This is a genomic window from Erythrobacter donghaensis (assembly GCF_001557325.1).
GTDB classification, from domain to species: Bacteria; Pseudomonadota; Alphaproteobacteria; order Sphingomonadales; family Sphingomonadaceae; genus Erythrobacter; species Erythrobacter donghaensis_B.
In genome coordinates this window covers 1-15,741 of record NZ_LSJS01000254.1, presented here as the reverse complement: position 1 = coordinate 15,741, position 15,741 = coordinate 1, and the positions used below count along the sequence as shown (strand labels likewise).

14 protein-coding genes are annotated in these 15,741 nt (G+C 67.9%); 7 read left to right on the top strand and 7 right to left on the bottom strand.

Features of this window, described 5'->3' with window-relative positions; translation table 11 throughout:
• Positions 1-256, top strand: a 256-nt coding sequence (locus AX692_RS15080) for a DUF3035 domain-containing protein (RefSeq protein ID WP_155646339.1), incomplete at its 5' end; no start/stop codon positions are given.
• A 138-nt stretch (positions 257-394) separates the two neighbouring features.
• On the opposite strand, the gene AX692_RS15075 is transcribed toward AX692_RS15080, so the two are convergent.
• Positions 395-1,699 carry a hemolysin family protein gene (locus AX692_RS15075; RefSeq protein ID WP_073975456.1) on the bottom strand — a complete coding sequence of 435 codons (1,305 nt, stop codon included), beginning with the start codon at positions 1,697-1,699 and terminating at the stop codon, positions 395-397.
• A gap of 204 nt (positions 1,700-1,903) precedes the next feature.
• On the opposite strand from AX692_RS15075, the gene AX692_RS15070 reads away from it, so the two are divergent.
• A complete protein-coding gene (locus AX692_RS15070) occupies positions 1,904-2,602 on the top strand; it encodes an OmpA family protein (protein WP_073975455.1) in 699 nt (232 codons plus the stop codon).
• A 54-nt stretch (positions 2,603-2,656) separates the two neighbouring features.
• Here AX692_RS15070 and AX692_RS15065 read toward each other — a convergent pair whose 3' ends face one another.
• On the bottom strand, positions 2,657-3,433 hold the full coding sequence (locus tag AX692_RS15065) for a 3'(2'),5'-bisphosphate nucleotidase CysQ (RefSeq protein WP_073975454.1): 777 nt from the start codon (positions 3,431-3,433) through the stop codon (positions 2,657-2,659).
• A gap of 114 nt (positions 3,434-3,547) precedes the next feature.
• Here AX692_RS15065 and sucC point away from each other — a divergent pair, with 114 nt between their 5' ends.
• From sucC to AX692_RS15045, 4 genes are all read left to right on the top strand, one after another.
• Positions 3,548-4,747, top strand: a complete 1,200-nt coding sequence (gene sucC, locus AX692_RS15060) for an ADP-forming succinate--CoA ligase subunit beta (protein ID WP_073977092.1) — start codon at positions 3,548-3,550, stop codon at positions 4,745-4,747.
• A gap of 159 nt (positions 4,748-4,906) precedes the next feature.
• Entirely contained in the window at positions 4,907-5,656 is a 750-nt protein-coding gene (locus tag AX692_RS15055) for an electron transfer flavoprotein subunit beta/FixA family protein (RefSeq protein WP_073974742.1), read from the top strand.
• A gap of 24 nt (positions 5,657-5,680) precedes the next feature.
• The gene (locus AX692_RS15050) at positions 5,681-6,610 is read left to right on the top strand and encodes an electron transfer flavoprotein subunit alpha/FixB family protein (protein ID WP_073974743.1); all 930 of its coding nucleotides are present in this window, start codon (positions 5,681-5,683) and stop codon (positions 6,608-6,610) included.
• Between the two features lie 72 nt (positions 6,611-6,682).
• Positions 6,683-7,543 (top strand): energy transducer TonB, encoded by an 861-nt coding sequence (locus AX692_RS15045; protein ID WP_196490021.1) that lies wholly within the window; start codon positions 6,683-6,685, stop codon positions 7,541-7,543.
• Between the two features lie 27 nt (positions 7,544-7,570).
• Here AX692_RS15045 and AX692_RS15040 read toward each other — a convergent pair whose 3' ends face one another.
• The 5 genes from AX692_RS15040 to AX692_RS15020 form a co-directional block, all read right to left on the bottom strand.
• Positions 7,571-8,863, bottom strand: coding sequence for a DUF445 domain-containing protein (locus AX692_RS15040; protein WP_081095368.1), 1,293 nt, complete (start codon positions 8,861-8,863; stop codon positions 7,571-7,573).
• A 59-nt stretch (positions 8,864-8,922) separates the two neighbouring features.
• Positions 8,923-12,456, bottom strand: a complete 3,534-nt coding sequence (locus AX692_RS15035) for an efflux RND transporter permease subunit (protein ID WP_073977093.1) — start codon at positions 12,454-12,456, stop codon at positions 8,923-8,925.
• A 74-nt stretch (positions 12,457-12,530) separates the two neighbouring features.
• Entirely contained in the window at positions 12,531-13,721 is a 1,191-nt protein-coding gene (locus tag AX692_RS15030) for an efflux RND transporter periplasmic adaptor subunit (protein WP_073975747.1), read from the bottom strand.
• A gap of 291 nt (positions 13,722-14,012) precedes the next feature.
• Positions 14,013-14,312 carry a DUF1153 domain-containing protein gene (locus AX692_RS15025; protein ID WP_073975746.1) on the bottom strand — a complete coding sequence of 100 codons (300 nt, stop codon included), beginning with the start codon at positions 14,310-14,312 and terminating at the stop codon, positions 14,013-14,015.
• Positions 14,309-14,803 carry a hypothetical protein gene (locus tag AX692_RS15020; protein WP_073975745.1) on the bottom strand — a complete coding sequence of 165 codons (495 nt, stop codon included), beginning with the start codon at positions 14,801-14,803 and terminating at the stop codon, positions 14,309-14,311. The genes AX692_RS15025 and AX692_RS15020 overlap by 4 nt, the downstream gene beginning before the upstream one ends.
• Positions 14,804-14,893: 90 nt before the next feature.
• On the opposite strand from AX692_RS15020, the gene mnmA reads away from it, so the two are divergent.
• The coding region (gene mnmA, locus AX692_RS15015; protein ID WP_073977751.1) for a tRNA 2-thiouridine(34) synthase MnmA at positions 14,894-15,741 on the top strand (848 nt) is incomplete at its 3' end.

Sequence of the window (15,741 nt, the reverse complement as noted above, 5' to 3'; positions counted from 1 at the left end):
GCCCGCCCCCGGCGCCCCGCGCCCGTCCGAGGGCACCGCTTCCGAGCAGGCGCTCGACGCGCTGTTCGGCGGCCCCGCCCCGCGCAGCCGCGTGGAAGCGAGCGTGATCGACCGTGCCGGCCGCGCCGATCCGAGCATCCGCAGCCAGGTCGGCGACACCGGCACCAACACCGTCGCCAAGGGCCGCCTCACCCGCGACATCGTCGCCGCGCCCGAGGGTGACGGCCAGGCTGCCTCTACAGTAATCCCAGGCTAAGGAACGTCACCCCTTTCGGGGTAGAGCCAGAACGGTCGCGCAGCGATCGCAAGGCCGACCGGCCGCCGCGGCTTATGCCGCGAAGCCAAGGCGGACGGATGTCCGCCGCCCGGCGTTTGAGGGCGAAAACAAAGACTCCTAGTCCCCTTCCCGCACCCGGCTCACCAGCAGCTTGTCGATCCGGCGGCCGTCCATGTCGACCACCTCGAAGCGCCAGCCCTGATCGGTGAAGTGCTCGCCCTCGTGCGGCAGCTTCTTCATCACCGACAGGGCATAGCCCGCCGCGGTGCCGAACTCGCGGTCCTCGCCGTAATCAAGCCGCAGCCGGTCGGCCAGCGCATCGGCCGAGAGCGAGCCCGAGACCAGCAGCGAGCCGTCCTCGCGCTCGACGACCGAGGGCAGGTCGCCATCGTCCGAATCGCTGGCGAAGTTGCCGACGATCGCGGTCAGCAGGTCGACCGGGGTGACGATCCCCTCGAAATGCCCGTATTCGTCATGCACCAGCGCCATCGCCACTTCGGACTGCTGGAGCACCCGCAGCGCGTCCATCGCGTCGAGCTGGTCGGGCACCACCTCGACCTTGCGCATCATGTCGCGGATCGCGACCGGGCGGCCCGCGACCAGCGCGGCGAGCACGTCGCGCACCTTGACCACGCCGAGGATCGTGTCGGGCGAGCCTTCGGCCACGGGCAGCAGCGAGTGCGAGGAGCCCTCGATCGTCTCGCGGATTTCCGCCGCCTCGGCATCGGCCTCGATCCAGTCGACTTCGGTGCGCGGGGTCATCATCTCGCGCACCGGGCGCTGGGCGAGGCGCACCACCCCGGTGAGGATCTGGCGCTGTTCGGCCTCGATCACGCCCGACCGGGTCGCCTCGGCGAAGATCATGCGCAGTTCCTCGGATGTCAGCGCGGCCTCGTCGCTCGAATGCAGCCCCATCAGCCGGATGATCGCCGCCGAACTTGAATCGAGCAGCCAGACGAGCGGCGCGGCGGCCTTGGCCAGCAGCGCCATCGGCCGGGCCATCACCAGCGACACCGGCACCGCGGCGCGCAGCGCGAGCTGCTTGGGCACCAGCTCGCCGATGATCAGGCTGATATAGGTGGTGAAGGCGATAACCAGCGCGAATCCGGTCTCGTCGGTGAGTTCGGCGTCCATACCCATCACCGCCAGCCGCTCGCCCACCGGACCGCCGAGGCTCGCCCCCGAATAGGCACCCGCGATGATGCCGATCAGGGTGATCCCGATCTGCACGGTCGAGAGGAACTTGCCGGGGTTCGCCGCCAGCCCGATCGCGATCTGCGCGCTGGTCGAGCCGGCTTCGGCCTTGGCCTCGAGCGCGCTGGTCTTGGCGCTGACGATGGCGAGCTCGGACATGGCGAAGACGCCGTTGAGTACGACAAGCGCGACGATGATCGCAAGGTCTGTCCAGGGAAAAGGTGTCACGCCTTTCGCGCTAGCACAAAGCGCGGAGCTTGCCAGCCATGCTGGCACCGCAACCGGCCCGCGCGCGCGGCGGCCCGGCAGCTTTGTTCAACATGGGTCAAGGAACCGGCCGCCACAGCGCTTAGCGTCCTTGCCGGGACGACGCCTTGCCGCCACCGGGGCGGGATGGCATCGTCGCCACGATAATAAAGGGAGGCAACAGTCATGACTATCTCGCGTATCCTGCTTTCGGGCACTGCCGCGCTCGCGCTGGTGGGCACCAGCGCCTGCGTCACCGACCCGAACACCGGCGAGAAGAAGATCTCGCGCACCGCGATCGGCGTGGGGCTCGGCGGCACGCTCGGCTACCTGCTCGGCGGCGCGATCGGCGGTGATGCGGGCCGCATCATCGGCGCAGGGATCGGCGGCTCGGCCGGGGCGGTGATCGGGAAGCAGTACGACGACCAGATCAAGGAACTGAAGGAACAGACAGCCGGCAGCGGCGTCGATGTCGAGGAAGTCGGCGATCAGGACGCGATCCTCGTCCGCCTGCCCGACGGCGTGACCTTCGCGACCGGCTCGGCGGCGATCAACCCGGGGTTCTACTCCACGCTCGATTCGGTCGCCGAGACGCTGATCAAGTATCCCAACAGCCTGATCGACGTGTATGGCTTCACCGACACCACCGGCGCTCCGGCGACCAACCAGCGCCTGTCCGAACAGCGTGCGCAGGCGGTCGCCGACTACCTCGCCGCCAAGGGCGTGGCGCGCGCGCGCATGGCGACCAAGGGTTTCGGCGAGCAGTATGACTACCTGCGCGTCAAGACCGGCGACAACGTCAACGAGCCGCTCAACCGCCGGGTCGAGATCAAGATCATCCCGGTGAGCCAGCAGGACGTGCAGGCAGCGCGTTCGGGGAATTAATTTCCGCACCATGACACCGAACGGGCTGCCCTCGCGGGTGGCCCGTTTTGCGTTTCAGCGCAGCGCCTTGGCCCGCTCCGCCAGCCGTTCCACCGCCGCCGCATGGATCGCGGGCGAGCAGACCAGCACGCCGAAGTCCCTCGGGTCGTGCTTGTTGTAGGCGAGCGGGTGGCCAAAGGCGTCGGTGACCTCGGCCCCGGCCTCGCGCGCGATCAGGGTCGCGGCGGCGATGTCCCACTCGTAGCCCCAGCGCAGGGTGGCGACCAGATCGGCCTCGTCAGCAGCGACCATTGCGATCCTGAGCGCGATCGAATTGGGCTGCTCGACTGCAACCAGATCGCTGTCCTCCCTCGGCAGGCCCTGGGTCGGCACCCTTGCGCCGGAGAACTGCGCGCGGGTGCTCGCCCGGATGGCCGCGCCGTTGCGCGTCGCGCCCTGGCCTGCGACCGCGATCCATTCCTCCCCGCGCGCGGGCGCGGCGAGCATCCCGATCAGCGGTCGCCCCGCGCTCACCAGCGCGACGGACACCGCCCAGCCCGGCCGCCCGCGCACGAAATCGCGCGTGCCGTCGATCGGGTCGACCAGCCAGATCAGGCCGCTCTGCGTGCGCACCTTGTCGTCGGCGGTTTCCTCGGAGAGCCAGGCGGCCGACGGCAGCAGGCGGTGCAGTTCGCGTTTCAGGAAGCGGTCGACCTCGAGGTCGGCCTCGCTCACCGGGCTGCCGGGGGTCTTGTCCCAGCTCTTGAGCGCATGACCCGCCCCCGGCCAGCGCGAATGGGCGATCCGGCCCGCCTCGCGGACGATGGCTTCGAAGTGGTGCCTGTCAATCATGAGAGGCTCCCGTGTTGGCCCTGCACAGGGCACTTTTCAAGAGGGGCGATCCGTGCTTAGGCCCCGCGTGGACGAACCTCTCCCCCGGGAACTCATCGAAGGGATCGATACGCAATGAACGTTCACGAATATCAGGCCAAGGAACTGCTCGCCAAGCACGGGATCGCGGTGCCCGCGGGCCATGCCGCCCTCAGCGTAGAGGAAGCGGTCGAGGCCGCCAAGAAGCTGCCCGGGCCGCTCTATGTCGTGAAGGCGCAGATCCATGCGGGCGGCCGCGGCAAGGGCAAGTTCAAGGAACTCCCTGCCGATGCCAAGGGCGGCGTGCGGCTCGCCAAGAGCCTCGAGGAAGTCGAAGCCCATGCGAAGGAAATGCTCGGCAACACGCTGGTGACGATCCAGACCGGCGAGGCGGGCAAGCAGGTGAACCGCCTCTACATCACCGACGGCGTCGACATCGCCAAGGAATACTACCTCTCGCTGCTGGTCGACCGCGCGAGCGGGCGCGTCGCCTTTGTCGTCTCCACCGAAGGGGGCATGGACATCGAGACCGTGGCGCATGACACGCCCGAGCTCATCACCACCTTCAGCATCGACCCCGCGCAGGGCTTCCAGCCGCACCACGGCCGCGCCGTCGCCTTCGCGCTGAAGCTCCAGGGCGATCTCAACAAGCAGGCGCAGAAGCTCGCCAAGCAGCTCTACGACGCCTTCCTCGCCACCGATTGCGAGATGCTCGAGATCAACCCGCTGGTCGAAAGCGAGGACGGCAAGCTCTTGGTGCTCGACGCCAAGATGAGCTTTGACGGCAACGCCCTCTACCGCCACCCCGACATCGAAGCCTTGCGCGACGAGACCGAGGAAGATCCGGCCGAAGTCGAGGCGAGCGAATATGATCTCGCCTACATCAAGCTCGATGGCAACATCGGCTGCATGGTCAACGGCGCAGGGCTGGCGATGGCGACGATGGACATCATCAAGCTCAACGGCGCCTTCCCGGCGAACTTCCTCGACGTGGGCGGCGGCGCCACCACCGAGAAGGTCACCGCGGCCTTCAAGATCATCCTCAAGGACCCGGCAGTCGAGGGCATCCTCGTCAACATCTTCGGCGGGATCATGAAGTGCGACGTGATCGCCAACGGGATCGTGCAGGCGGCCAAGGACGTGAACCTGCAGGTTCCGTTGGTCGTGCGTCTGGAAGGCACCAACGTGGCCGAGGGCAAGGCGATCCTCGCCAATTCGGGCCTCGCGATCGTGCCCGCCGACAACCTCGGCGATGCGGCGCAGAAGATCGTCGCGGAAGTGAAGAAGGCGGCCTGAAACGGCGCGAACACATCCCGGGCGAGGCTGGTCACGTATCACCCTCGCCCGGCCAGAACAGCGGCCCGCCTCGCTTGACGTTTACGTAAACGCAAGCTAGGCGGGCGGCCAAGGCGCTGAATGGCGTCACGTGATTCTTTGAGAGGAAGGACAAGCCCCATGAAGATCCTCGTCCCCGTCAAGCGGGTGATCGATTACAACGTCAAGCCGCGGGTCAAGGCCGACGGCACCGGCGTCGACCTCGCCAACGTCAAGATGAGCATGAACCCGTTCGACGAGATCGCGGTCGAGGAAGCCATCCGCCTCAAGGAAAAGGGCGCGGCCACCGAGATCGTCGCCGTCAGCATCGGCCCGGCCAAGGCGCAGGAAACCCTGCGCACCGCGCTCGCCATGGGCGCGGATCGTGCGATCCTCGTCGAGACCGAGGAAGAGGTCGAGCCGCTGGCGGTCGCCAAGATCCTCAAGGCCATCGCCGATGAAGAGGCCCCCGGCCTCGTGATCCTGGGCAAGCAGTCGATCTCGGACGATTCGAACCAGACCGGCCAGATGCTCGCCGCGCTGATGGGCCGTCCGCAGGGCACTTTTGCGAATACCGTCGAAGTGGATGGTGACAGCGTGATCGTGAAGCGCGAAGTCGACGGGGGCCTCCAGACCGTCAAGCTCGCGCTCCCCGCGATCGTCACCACCGACCTGCGCCTCAACGAGCCGCGCTATGCCTCGCTGCCGAACATCATGAAGGCCAAGCAGAAGCCGCTCGCGACCAAGACCGCGGCCGATTACGGCGTCGACCTCACCCCGCGCCTCAAGACGCTCAAGGTGCAGGAACCCGCCGTGCGCCAGGCCGGCGTCAAGGTCGCCGACGTTGCCGAACTGGTCGGCAAGCTCAAGACCCTCGGCATCGCCGACTAAGCATTCGGACAAGGAACCCAAGAGATGAAGACTCTCGTTCTCGTCGAACATGACAACACCCGGGTGCAGGACGCGACCCTTGCGGTCGTCACTGCCGCATCGAAGCTGGGCGAAGTGCACCTGCTGGTCGCGGGTCACAATTGCGGTGCGGTGGCCGAGGCTGCCGCCAAGATCGCGGGCGTGGGCAAGGTCCACGTCGCGGACGATGCGGCCTATGCCAACGGCCTGGCCGAAAACGTCGCCCCGCTCGCCGCTGCGCTGATGGCCGATCACGACGCCTTCCTCGCCGCTGCCACCACCCAGGGCAAGAACGTCGCCCCGCGCGTCGCCGCGCTGCTCGACGTGATGCAGGTCAGCGAGATCCTGTCGGTCGAAGGCCCCAAGACCTTCACCCGCCCGATCTACGCCGGCAACGCCATCGCCACCGTCGAATCGACCGACGCCAAGCTGGTCATCACCGTGCGCGGCACTGCCTTCGAGAAGGCGGCGACCGAGGGTGGTTCGGGCACCGTCGAGGCCGTCGGCGGTGCGGGTGACGCGGGCATCTCGAGCTTCGTCGGCGCGGAAATCGCCAAGAGCGAGCGTCCCGAACTGACCAGCGCCAAGATCATCGTCTCGGGCGGCCGCGCCCTCAAGGACGCGGAGACCTTCGAGGCGACCATCACGCCGCTTGCCGACAAGCTCGGCGCCGCCATCGGCGCGAGCCGTGCGGCGGTCGATGCGGGCTATGTCCCCAACGACTACCAGGTCGGCCAGACCGGCAAGATCGTCGCCCCGGAAGTCTATTTCGCGATCGGCATCTCGGGCGCGATCCAGCACCTTGCCGGCATGAAGGACTCCAAGGTCATCATCGCCATCAACAAGGACGAGGACGCCCCGATCTTCCAGGTCGCCGACGTCGGGCTGGTCGCGGACCTGTTCACCGCGGTGCCGGAACTGACGAACGCGCTCTAAGCGGTTCGCCGCAAACGTCTTTATTTCGTAAGGAACCTCCGGCAGTCTCACATGACTGCCGGAGGTTTTTTCATGCGTCGCACCTGTCTTGCCCTCGCCGCGCTCGCCGTCGGCGCCACCCCTGCCCTTGCTGCACCCACCATCGCCACGCCGGTCGCGCCATGGCAGGCATCGTTCGAGGGCGGCGTCTGCAGGATGCAGCGCGCCTTCGAGTCAGGCGGCGAGCCGCACCTCCTGATTCTCGAGCAGAACGCCCCGGGCCCGGCCATCGCGATCGCCATGGCAGGCCCCTCGCTGGCGGGCCTGAGCCCCGACGTGCCGTTGCGCGTCAGTTTCGCCGCCGACCACGCCGGCTTCGACAAGCGGGCGCAGATCGAGCCGAACCGGCAATTCGGCCATGTCGCAGTTGTACACGGCGTGTGGCTCGATACGCGCAAGCCGGATGCTGCCGGTAATCCCGCGCGGATCGATACCAAGGCAGCGCAGGGCGTAGAACGGATTGCGGTGTCGCAGGGCGATGGCAGCATGAGCTTCGCAACCGGGCCCCTGGCCGAGGCTGCCACGGCTCTCAATGATTGCACCGCGCGGATCATGAGCAGCTGGGGCCTCGATCCTGCGGCGCAACATGGCCTGCAAAGGTCCGCCGCCCCTGCCGACACGGGCAGGCTCGTGAAGGAGCTGCGCAAGGCCTATACTCGCACGGCGCTACGCACATTGCAGCAGGGCGTCATCGATCTTGTGGTCTTCACCGACCCGTCAGGCGCGGCCACCGACTGCAAGATGCTGGTCGCGACCGGCTATGATGAGCTCGATCGTTCGATGTGCGCCGCGGCGGTAAAGGAGCGCTTCACCCCGGCGGTCGATGCCGACGGCAAGGCGGTCGCGTCCTTCTGGCGGATGCGGACTTCGTTGCGGGTTGGCTTTTCGGGATAGAACTGCGCGCCCGGCGGGCGGCGCGCCTCACAGCACCGTATTGATGAAGTGCAGCGTCATCCCCACGAGCCCGCCCACAAGCGTGCCGTTGATGCGGATGAACTGCAAATCCCGCCCCACTGCGCCCTCGACGCGGCCGGTGATGGTGGTCGCGTCCCAGCGCTTGACCGTCTCGGACACCAGCCGGACGATCTGGTCGCCGTAGCGGGTCGCGATGCCGACGGCGGTGCGGCGGGCGAAGCGGTTGATCTGGTGCTGCAGCCGCGCGTCCTTTTGCAGCGCCTCGCCCAACTCGCCGAGCATGTTGCGCATCTCCGCGCCCATCTGGCTTTCGGGATCGCGCGCGCGGGCAATCAGTGACTGGCGGATACGCTCCCACACCCCCGTCCACCACACGGCCACAGCGGGATTGGCGATAAGATCGCGCTTCATGTCCTCGACCTTGGCGCGGGTGGCTGCGTCGTGCTGCAAGTCCTGGCCGAGCTTCGCCAGCCCCTCCTCGATCTTGCCGCGAAGGGGATGATCGGGGTTGACCAGCACCTCGGCGAGCAGCTTGTAGAGCCCGTCGAGCACGCTGGCCGAGATGGTCTTGTCGATCCCCGCCCAGCGCAGCACGCCCGCGACGCGCTGGTGGATGATCTCGCGGATCGTCTCCTCGTTATCCTCGAGCGTCAGGCCCGCCCAGCGCACGAAGCCATCGATCAGCGGCTGGTGGCGCTTGTCGGTCATGGCGCTCTCGATCATGCGGCCCGCGAGCGGCGCGATGTCGAGCTTGGCGAGCTGCGCGGCGAGGCCGGAGCGCACCTGATTGCCGAGCCGGTCGGGATCGAGCGATTCGAGCACCTCGGCGAGCAGTTCGGCCGCGCCCGAGGTGATGCGCGAGCGTTCGTCCTGCCCGCCCCTCTCGGGCGAGGCGGCCAGGAACTCGCCCGCGGCCTTGGCGATGTTCATCGTCGACATCCGCCGCGCGACCACGGCGGGGGTGAGGAAATTCTCGCGCAGGAAGGCCGCCATCGTGTCGGCGATGCGGTCCTTGTTCTCGGGGATGATCGCGGTGTGCGGGATCGGCAGGCCGAGCGGGTGGCGGAACAGCGCGGTGACCGCGAACCAGTCGGCAAGGCCGCCCACCATCGCGGCTTCGGCGAAGGCGTGGACATAGCCCCAGGCGGGATGTCCGGTGGCGGCAAGGCCGTGGGTGGCGATGAAGATCACCGCCATCGCCGCCAGCATCCCCGTCGCCGTCCAGCGCATCCGCCTGGCGCGATCGACCGTGAGCGGCTGACCGCCGAGCGTCAGGGGCCTCAGGGAACGCGTCGCCATCGTCAGACCCTAGCCGCGTTTCGGCCCGCGCGTCACCCGTTTTGCGGGTGTTCGGCCCGTCACTCGGCCGGTTCGCCCCCATGCGCAGGGCGCTTGGCAAGGCCGGGGAACGGCAGATCGGGCTCGCTGCGACCCGCGATCGGCCGGGTGTCGTCACCCGGCCTGTAGGTCAGCAGCCGCGCGCGCAGCCACGGGCCGACGCGCTTCTCGAAACTGTCGGCAAGGCTGAAGCCCGCGGGCACGATCAGCAGCGTCAGCAGGGTCGAAAGCACCAGCCCGCCGATCACCACGATGCCCATCGGCTGGCGCCACGCCCCGTCACCCTCGAGCGAGAGCGCCACCGGCACCATGCCAGCGGTCATCGCGACGGTGGTCATGATGATCGGCTGGGCGCGCTTGTGCCCGGCATCCATGATCGCATCGAGCTTGCCCACGCCCTTGTTCATCTCCTCGATCGCGAAGTCGATCAGCAGGATCGAGTTCTTGGAGACGATGCCGAGCAGCAGCAGGATCCCGATATAGACCGGCATCGAGTTGGGCTGGCCGAGCAGCCAGATCAGCAGGACGCCCCCGAGCGGCGCCAGCGCGAGCGAGGTCATGTTGACCAGCGGGCTCATCAGGCGCTTGTAGAGCAGCACCAGCACCGCGAACACCAGCAGCACGCCGGCGACGATCGCGATGATGAGGTTCTGGATCAGCTCCTGCTGCCATTGCTCCTCGCCCACCACGTCGCGGATCACGCCCAGTGGCAGGTTCTGGAGCACCGGCAGGGCATCGATCTGCGCCTGCGCCTCGCCCTTGAGCACGCCCGAGGCGAGGTCCGCGCCCACCAGCACGCGGCGGTTCTGGTTGTAGCGCTGGATCGCGGTCGGACCCGAGCCGAAGGTGATGTCGGCGACGCGGCTCAGCGGCACCGAACCGCCGCCCGCGAGCGGCACCGGCAGGTTCTCGATCGTGCGGAAGTCGGTGCGCGCTTCCTCAGACAGGCGCACCACGATCGGGATCTGGCGGTCCGAAAGCGAGAAGCGCGCCGCGTTCTGTTCGATCTCGCCCAGGGTCGCGATGCGGATCGTCTGGGAGAGCGCCGCGGTGGTGACGCCCAGTTCGGCGGCGATCTTGTCGCGCGGGGTGATGATGATCTCCGGGCGGTTGAGATCGGCGCTGATGCGCGGGGCGACCAGCGACTTCAGGCCTTTCATCTCCTCGACCAGCTGGGTCGCGGTCTGCTCGAGCAGCGCCGGATCGCTGCCGGCCAGCAGCACGGTCATGTCGCGGCCCGAACCGAACCCGCCCGACTGCGACTGGAAGCGCACCCGCGCGTCGGGGAAGGCGGCGAGCACGGGGGCGAGCTCGCGCTCGAACTCGATCGAGGTTCGCGCGCGGTCCTCGCGCAGCTTGACGAAGATCGACGAGGTCTCGCCCAGCCGGATACGCTCGAGCATCCGCTCGACCTCGGGCTCCTGCCGCAGGCGGTTGGCCACCGCGTTCACCACCTGCTTGGTCTGGGCAAGGGTGGTGCCGGGCACCAGCTCGATCTCGACGCGGCTGTTCTCGTCATCGATGTTGGGCTGGAACTGGCCCGGGATCTGGCCGAACAGCAGGATCGTCACCAGGAACGAGAACCAGCCGATGCCGAGCATCCAGATGCGGTGGTCGTAGAAGCGCGCCGTCAGCCAGCGCAGGCCGCGCGCGAAGCCGCTGTTGCCGCCCGCAGGCACCTCGATCGCCTTGAAGGTGACGAAGGCGGCGAGGAAGGACAGCACGGAGATGGTCAGCACGAGCACCACCTCGAAGACCTTGGCGACGAGCTGGTTGACGAGGGTGTTCGTATCGGCGTCGACGGCCGCGGCAATCTGCTTGTGGATGCCGAGCCCGAGGAGGCCCTTCCACGCCCCGCCGCTGAAGGCACCGCTCGCCAGCTCGAACATCGCCGCCGCCGAGACGAACAGCAGCACGATGACGGTCATGAGCAGGCCGGTGACATAGAACAAGCGGTTGCCCGAGCCGGTGAGGCCGGCGCGGCGCACCGCCATCTTGCCGGTGTCGAGCGTCCAGGCCAGCACCCGCATGTAGGCGTCGATCCAGCGTCCGCCGCCATGCTCGGCCTCGCCGTGGGCCTTGAGGAAATAGGCCGCCATCAGCGGCGTGATCATGCGCGCGACGGCGAGCGACATGAGCACCGCGACCACCACGGTGATCCCGAAGTTCTGGAAGAACTGGCCCGAAACGCCCGGCATCAGGCCTACGGGCAAGAACACCGCGACGATGCAGAAGCTGGTGGCGACCACCGGCAGGCCGATCTCGTCGGCCGCGTCGATGCTCGCCTGATAGGCGGTCTTGCCCATGCGCATGTGGCGCACGATGTTCTCGATCTCCACGATCGCGTCGTCGACCAGCACGCCCGCCACCAGCGCCAGCGCGAGCAGCGAGAGGAAGTTGAGGTTGAACCCCAACTGGTCCATGAAGAAGAAGGTCGGGATCGCCGAGAGCGGGATCGCGACCGCGCTGATCGCGGTGGCGCGCCAGTCGCGCAGGAAGATGAACACCACCACCACCGCCAGGACCGCGCCCTCGACCAGTGCCCACATCGAGGACTTGTACTGGCCGCGGGTATAGGTGGTGTTGGTCGAGAGCTTGATGAACTCGACCCCGGGGTTCTCCTTCTCGATCTTGTCCATCTCCGCGAGCGCGGCGTCATAGACCGCAAGGTCCGAAGCGCCGCGCGCGCGGTTCATGTAGAAGTTGACAACCTCCTTGCCGCCGACCTCGCTGATCGAGGTGCGCTCGGAATAGCCGTCGCGCACCTTGGCGATGTCGGCGAGCCGCACCGAGCGCCCGCCGCCCAGCTGGATCTGGGTCTGCGAGAGCTGGTAGGCGGTGTCCGAATTGCCGAGCACGCGCAGCGACTGGCGGGTGCCGCCGACCTCGGCAAGGCCGCCCGCGGCGTCGAGATTGGACTGGCGCAGCGCGGCGTTGATCTGCGAGGCGGTGACCCCGAAGGACTGCATCCGCGCCGGATCGAGGATGACCTCGATCTGCCGGTCAACCCCGCCGAAGCGGCCGACTTCGGCCATCCCGGGGATCTTGAGCAGGCGCTTGGCGACGGTGTCGTCGATGAACCAGCTCAATTGTTCCAGCGTCATGTCGTCGGCTTCGACCGCGACGTAACCGATCGCATCGCCGACCACGTTGACCTTCTGCACCTGCGGTTCGAGGATGCCGTCGGGCAGCGAGCCGCGCACGCCGTCGATCGCGGTCTCGACCTCGTTGACCGCCTCGATCAGGTTGGTGCCGATCTCGAATTCGACGAAGGTGTTGGAAGAGCCCTCGCGCGCGGTCGACTGGATCGAGTTGACCCCGGCGATCGAGCGCAGCGCGCTTTCGACGCGCTGGGTGATCTGGTTCTCGATCTCGGTCGGCGAGGCGCCCGGCTGGGCGATGTTGACGACCACCGCCGGAAAATCGACATCCGGGTTGTTGGTCACGTCCATCCGCAGAAAGCTGACGATCCCGGCGATCAGCAGCGCGGTGAAGAACACCAGCGGGATCGAGGGATTGCGGATCGACCAGGCCGAAATGTCGCGAAGTGCCATGAAAGTCCTGCCTGTTGTGTCGCCATGCTCGCGCCCTGCCAGTTACGCGGGACGCCTCGCGCCGGATGGGCGCTCTACTTCTTCCGAACCTGCGGGTTGACCGTCTCGCCCGGGTTGAGGAACCCGCCGGCGCGCAGCACCACCTTTTCCGAGCCGCTCAGGCCTTCGGTGATGGCGATGCCGTTGGCGGTGACCGCGCCGGTCTTGACCGCGCGGCGGATGACCTTCTTGTCACTGCCCACGACATAGACGAAGCTGCCCTGCGCATCGGCCAGCACCGCGCTTTCGGGAAGCACCGTCGCGCGGAAGCTGCCCGAGTTGATGCGCGCGGTGGCAAAGCCGCCGGGACGCAGCGCGGGATTGAAGCTGAGCGCAATGCGCGCGGTGCCCTGGCGGGTGGTCTGGTCGATCGTCGGGGCGATCTGCCACACCTGGCCCTCGAAGGTCTGCCCCGACCCGGTCGGGGTGATGCGCGCCACGGTGCCGACCGAAAGCTTGGCCAGCTGCTCTTCGGAAAGCTGCGCGAGCATCTCCATTTCGCCGCCGCTGGCGATGGTGAACAGCGCCGGCGTGCCCGCGCCGACGGTCTGCCCGGGCTCCACCGCGCGGGCGAGGACATAGCCGGTTGCCGGCGCGATGATGTTGAGCCGCTGGTTGCGCGCGCGCTGTTCGCGCAGCTGCGCCTCGGCCACCCTGACGCGCGCCGCCGCGGCATCGCGGGTCGCGGTCAGGCGATCCACGTCGGCCTTGGAGACGAAGCCGCGCGCGACCAGCTGGAGCGCGCGGTCGAGGTTCGCCTGGGCGAGATTGGCATCGGCCCGCGCGACCTGGATCTGCGCCGCCTGCGCCTCGGCCTGCTGAACCTGCACCGAGCGGTCGATCACCGCGAGCACCTGGCCTTGGCTCACCCAGTCGCCGGCGTCGACGGTGACGCGCACCACCTGCCCGCCCTCGCCGACCACGCCGACCGGCATCGGACGGCGCGCCGCGAGGGTGCCGGGGGCCTCGATCTCGCCCGAGACCATGGTCGTGCCCGGGGAGACCACGGTGACCGCGGGTGCCTGCGAATTGTCGTCATCTACCGGTGCAGGCTCGCCGCCCGCCAGCGCGAACCACGCGGCGATCGCCAGCAGCAGCCCGAACACGCCGAGCCCGGCATAGATCAGCCAGCGCGGGATGGCGGGCGTGCCAAGGACGCGCGCGCCGGAAAGTTCCGTCGTCACCCCGTCGGCAGCCTCGGCCCTGATCGTCGTCTCGTAATTCATCGCCATTCCTTCACCCGGGGCCGCGTGCTGCCCGCAGCTCCTCCGGCACGAGTGTATTACTCGTGTAAGTCACCAAGTGCAACGTCTGATAGAATGTCATGGGCTTGCCCGCAATGCGCGCATCGACCGATGACTTGCCCCGTAGACGAAGGGCGCGTCGGCGCGCGCGCATCAGGGCCGGACTGGAGCGCCTCAGCGCACGGGTCAGAGCAGTGCCGCGAATCGCCGAAGGCCCGCAACGCCTCGGGGGCGGAGCGGGCCGTCAGCGGGACAGGCCATGTCGTGCGGGTGTCAGTACTTGAGCTGGCGCTCGTAGAGGTCGCGGTAGTGCTGGATCTTGGTGACGCGCAGGCCATGCATGCCCGACCGGTCGACCGCGCGCTGCCACGAGGCGAACTCCTCGAGCGTCAGGCCATAACGCGTCAGCGCCTCGTCGAGCGTCAGCAGCCCGCCATTGACGGCAGCCACCACCTCGGCCTTGCGCCGCACCACCCAGCGCTTGGTGTCGGGAGAAGGCAGGTCGGCAAGGGTCAGCGGCTCGCCGAGCGGGCCGATCACCTGTGCGGGGCGGAAGTCCTGGTTCTCAATCATCGCATGTCTCTCGCAGCGCGGCGGGGCGCGTCGGATCGGGGTCCACTCGCATTCTCCGGGCGGTTTGCATGGGCGGCATTCATAATCGTACCCGGATGTTTAGACTGACCTAAAGCATCAGGGTTAATGGGAAGTTCGCTTTCTTCGAGAAGAGCAAAATAACTTGCGGCGGCATCGCCGAAGCTTGCGGCAACCGCCTCGATCGGGGCCTGGCTTTCGATGCGCATCAGCAGCCTGAGATCGCGCGCGGCGTTGAGCCTGGCGGTCAGCTCGCTCCACTCCATCGCCCGCAGCGCCTCGCCATTGCGGCGCGCCGGGCGAGGGTCGAATCGCTCCGCCCCGCCACCCTTGGCGGTGGCACGCAGCAACGCCCGCTCCTCGGCGGAGAGCCCGCCGGAAGGCGCATCGGCGCGGGTAAGGCTGGGTCTTGGTTTCTCGAACATCATCCCCTTTCCTAACCCGAGTGCGTCAAAATCCGGTAAAACCGCCATTTACCTCGGCTTAGGATTACTGCTGCCCGAAAGGGCAAGATTGCCCGCACTGGCGCTGAGGGGGGAGCATCGCTATATGCGCGCCGCTCCATGACCGCTCCGCAGCTCCTCGACACCGGCCTGATGCCCTCCGACGCCGCAGCCGCGCTGTTCGATCTGCCGCGCGCGGCCTCGGCATGCCGGATCGTGGTGGCGATGAGCGGCGGGGTCGACAGCTCGGTGGTCGCCGCTCTCGCCCATGCCAGCGGGGCGGAGGTGATCGGCATCACGCTCCAGCTCTATGATTACGGCGCGGCGACGGGCCGCAAGGGCGCGTGCTGTGCAGGCGACGACATCCGCGACGCGCGCGCCGTCGCCGACCGGCTCGGCATCGCGCATTACGTCTTCGACCACGAAAGCGCCTTCCGCGAGGAAGTGGTCGAGCAGTTCGCCGACGAATATCTCGCCGGGCGCACGCCCGTCCCCTGCATCCGCTGCAACATGGGGCCCAAGTTCACCGACCTGTTCCGCATGGCGCGCGAACTCGGCGCGGATTGCCTTGCGACCGGGCACTATGTCCGCCGGCTCGCCGGGGCGGACGGCGCGGAGCTCCACCGCGCCTTCGATCCGGCGCGTGACCAGTCCTACTTCCTCTATGGCACCACCGAGGCGCAGCTCGACTATCTGCGCTTTCCGCTTGGCGGGATGCCCAAGCCGCAGGTTCGGGCCTTGGCCGAGGCGGCGGGCCTCAGGAACGCCGCCAAGCCCGATTCGCAGGACATCTGCTTCGTGCCCGATGGCGATTATGCGAAGATCGTCACCAGGGTGCGCCCCGAGGGCGCTGCGCCGGGCGCCATCGTCCACGCGGCGACCGGCGAGACGCTGGGCGAGCACAAGGGCATCGTCCATTTCACCGTCGGCCAGCGCAAGGGCCTCGAGATCGGCGGGCAGCCCGAGCC

Excerpts from the sequence above, each read along its gene's own strand:
- AX692_RS15045 (WP_196490021.1), top strand. The coding sequence starts at position 6,683 with ATGCGTCGCACCTGTCTTGCCCTCGCCGCGCTCGCCGTCGGCGCCACC.
- AX692_RS15035 (WP_073977093.1), bottom strand. The coding sequence starts at position 12,456 with ATGGCACTTCGCGACATTTCGGCCTGGTCGATCCGCAATCCCTCGATC.
- AX692_RS15065 (WP_073975454.1), bottom strand. The coding sequence starts at position 3,433 with ATGATTGACAGGCACCACTTCGAAGCCATCGTCCGCGAGGCGGGCCGG.
- AX692_RS15020 (WP_073975745.1), bottom strand. The coding sequence starts at position 14,803 with ATGGCGGTTTTACCGGATTTTGACGCACTCGGGTTAGGAAAGGGGATG.
- AX692_RS15050 (WP_073974743.1), top strand. The coding sequence starts at position 5,681 with ATGAAGACTCTCGTTCTCGTCGAACATGACAACACCCGGGTGCAGGAC.
- sucC (WP_073977092.1), top strand. The coding sequence starts at position 3,548 with ATGAACGTTCACGAATATCAGGCCAAGGAACTGCTCGCCAAGCACGGG.
- AX692_RS15055 (WP_073974742.1), top strand. The coding sequence starts at position 4,907 with ATGAAGATCCTCGTCCCCGTCAAGCGGGTGATCGATTACAACGTCAAG.
- AX692_RS15030 (WP_073975747.1), bottom strand. The coding sequence starts at position 13,721 with ATGAATTACGAGACGACGATCAGGGCCGAGGCTGCCGACGGGGTGACG.
- AX692_RS15040 (WP_081095368.1), bottom strand. The coding sequence starts at position 8,863 with ATGGCGACGCGTTCCCTGAGGCCCCTGACGCTCGGCGGTCAGCCGCTC.
- AX692_RS15025 (WP_073975746.1), bottom strand. The coding sequence starts at position 14,312 with ATGATTGAGAACCAGGACTTCCGCCCCGCACAGGTGATCGGCCCGCTC.
- AX692_RS15070 (WP_073975455.1), top strand. The coding sequence starts at position 1,904 with ATGACTATCTCGCGTATCCTGCTTTCGGGCACTGCCGCGCTCGCGCTG.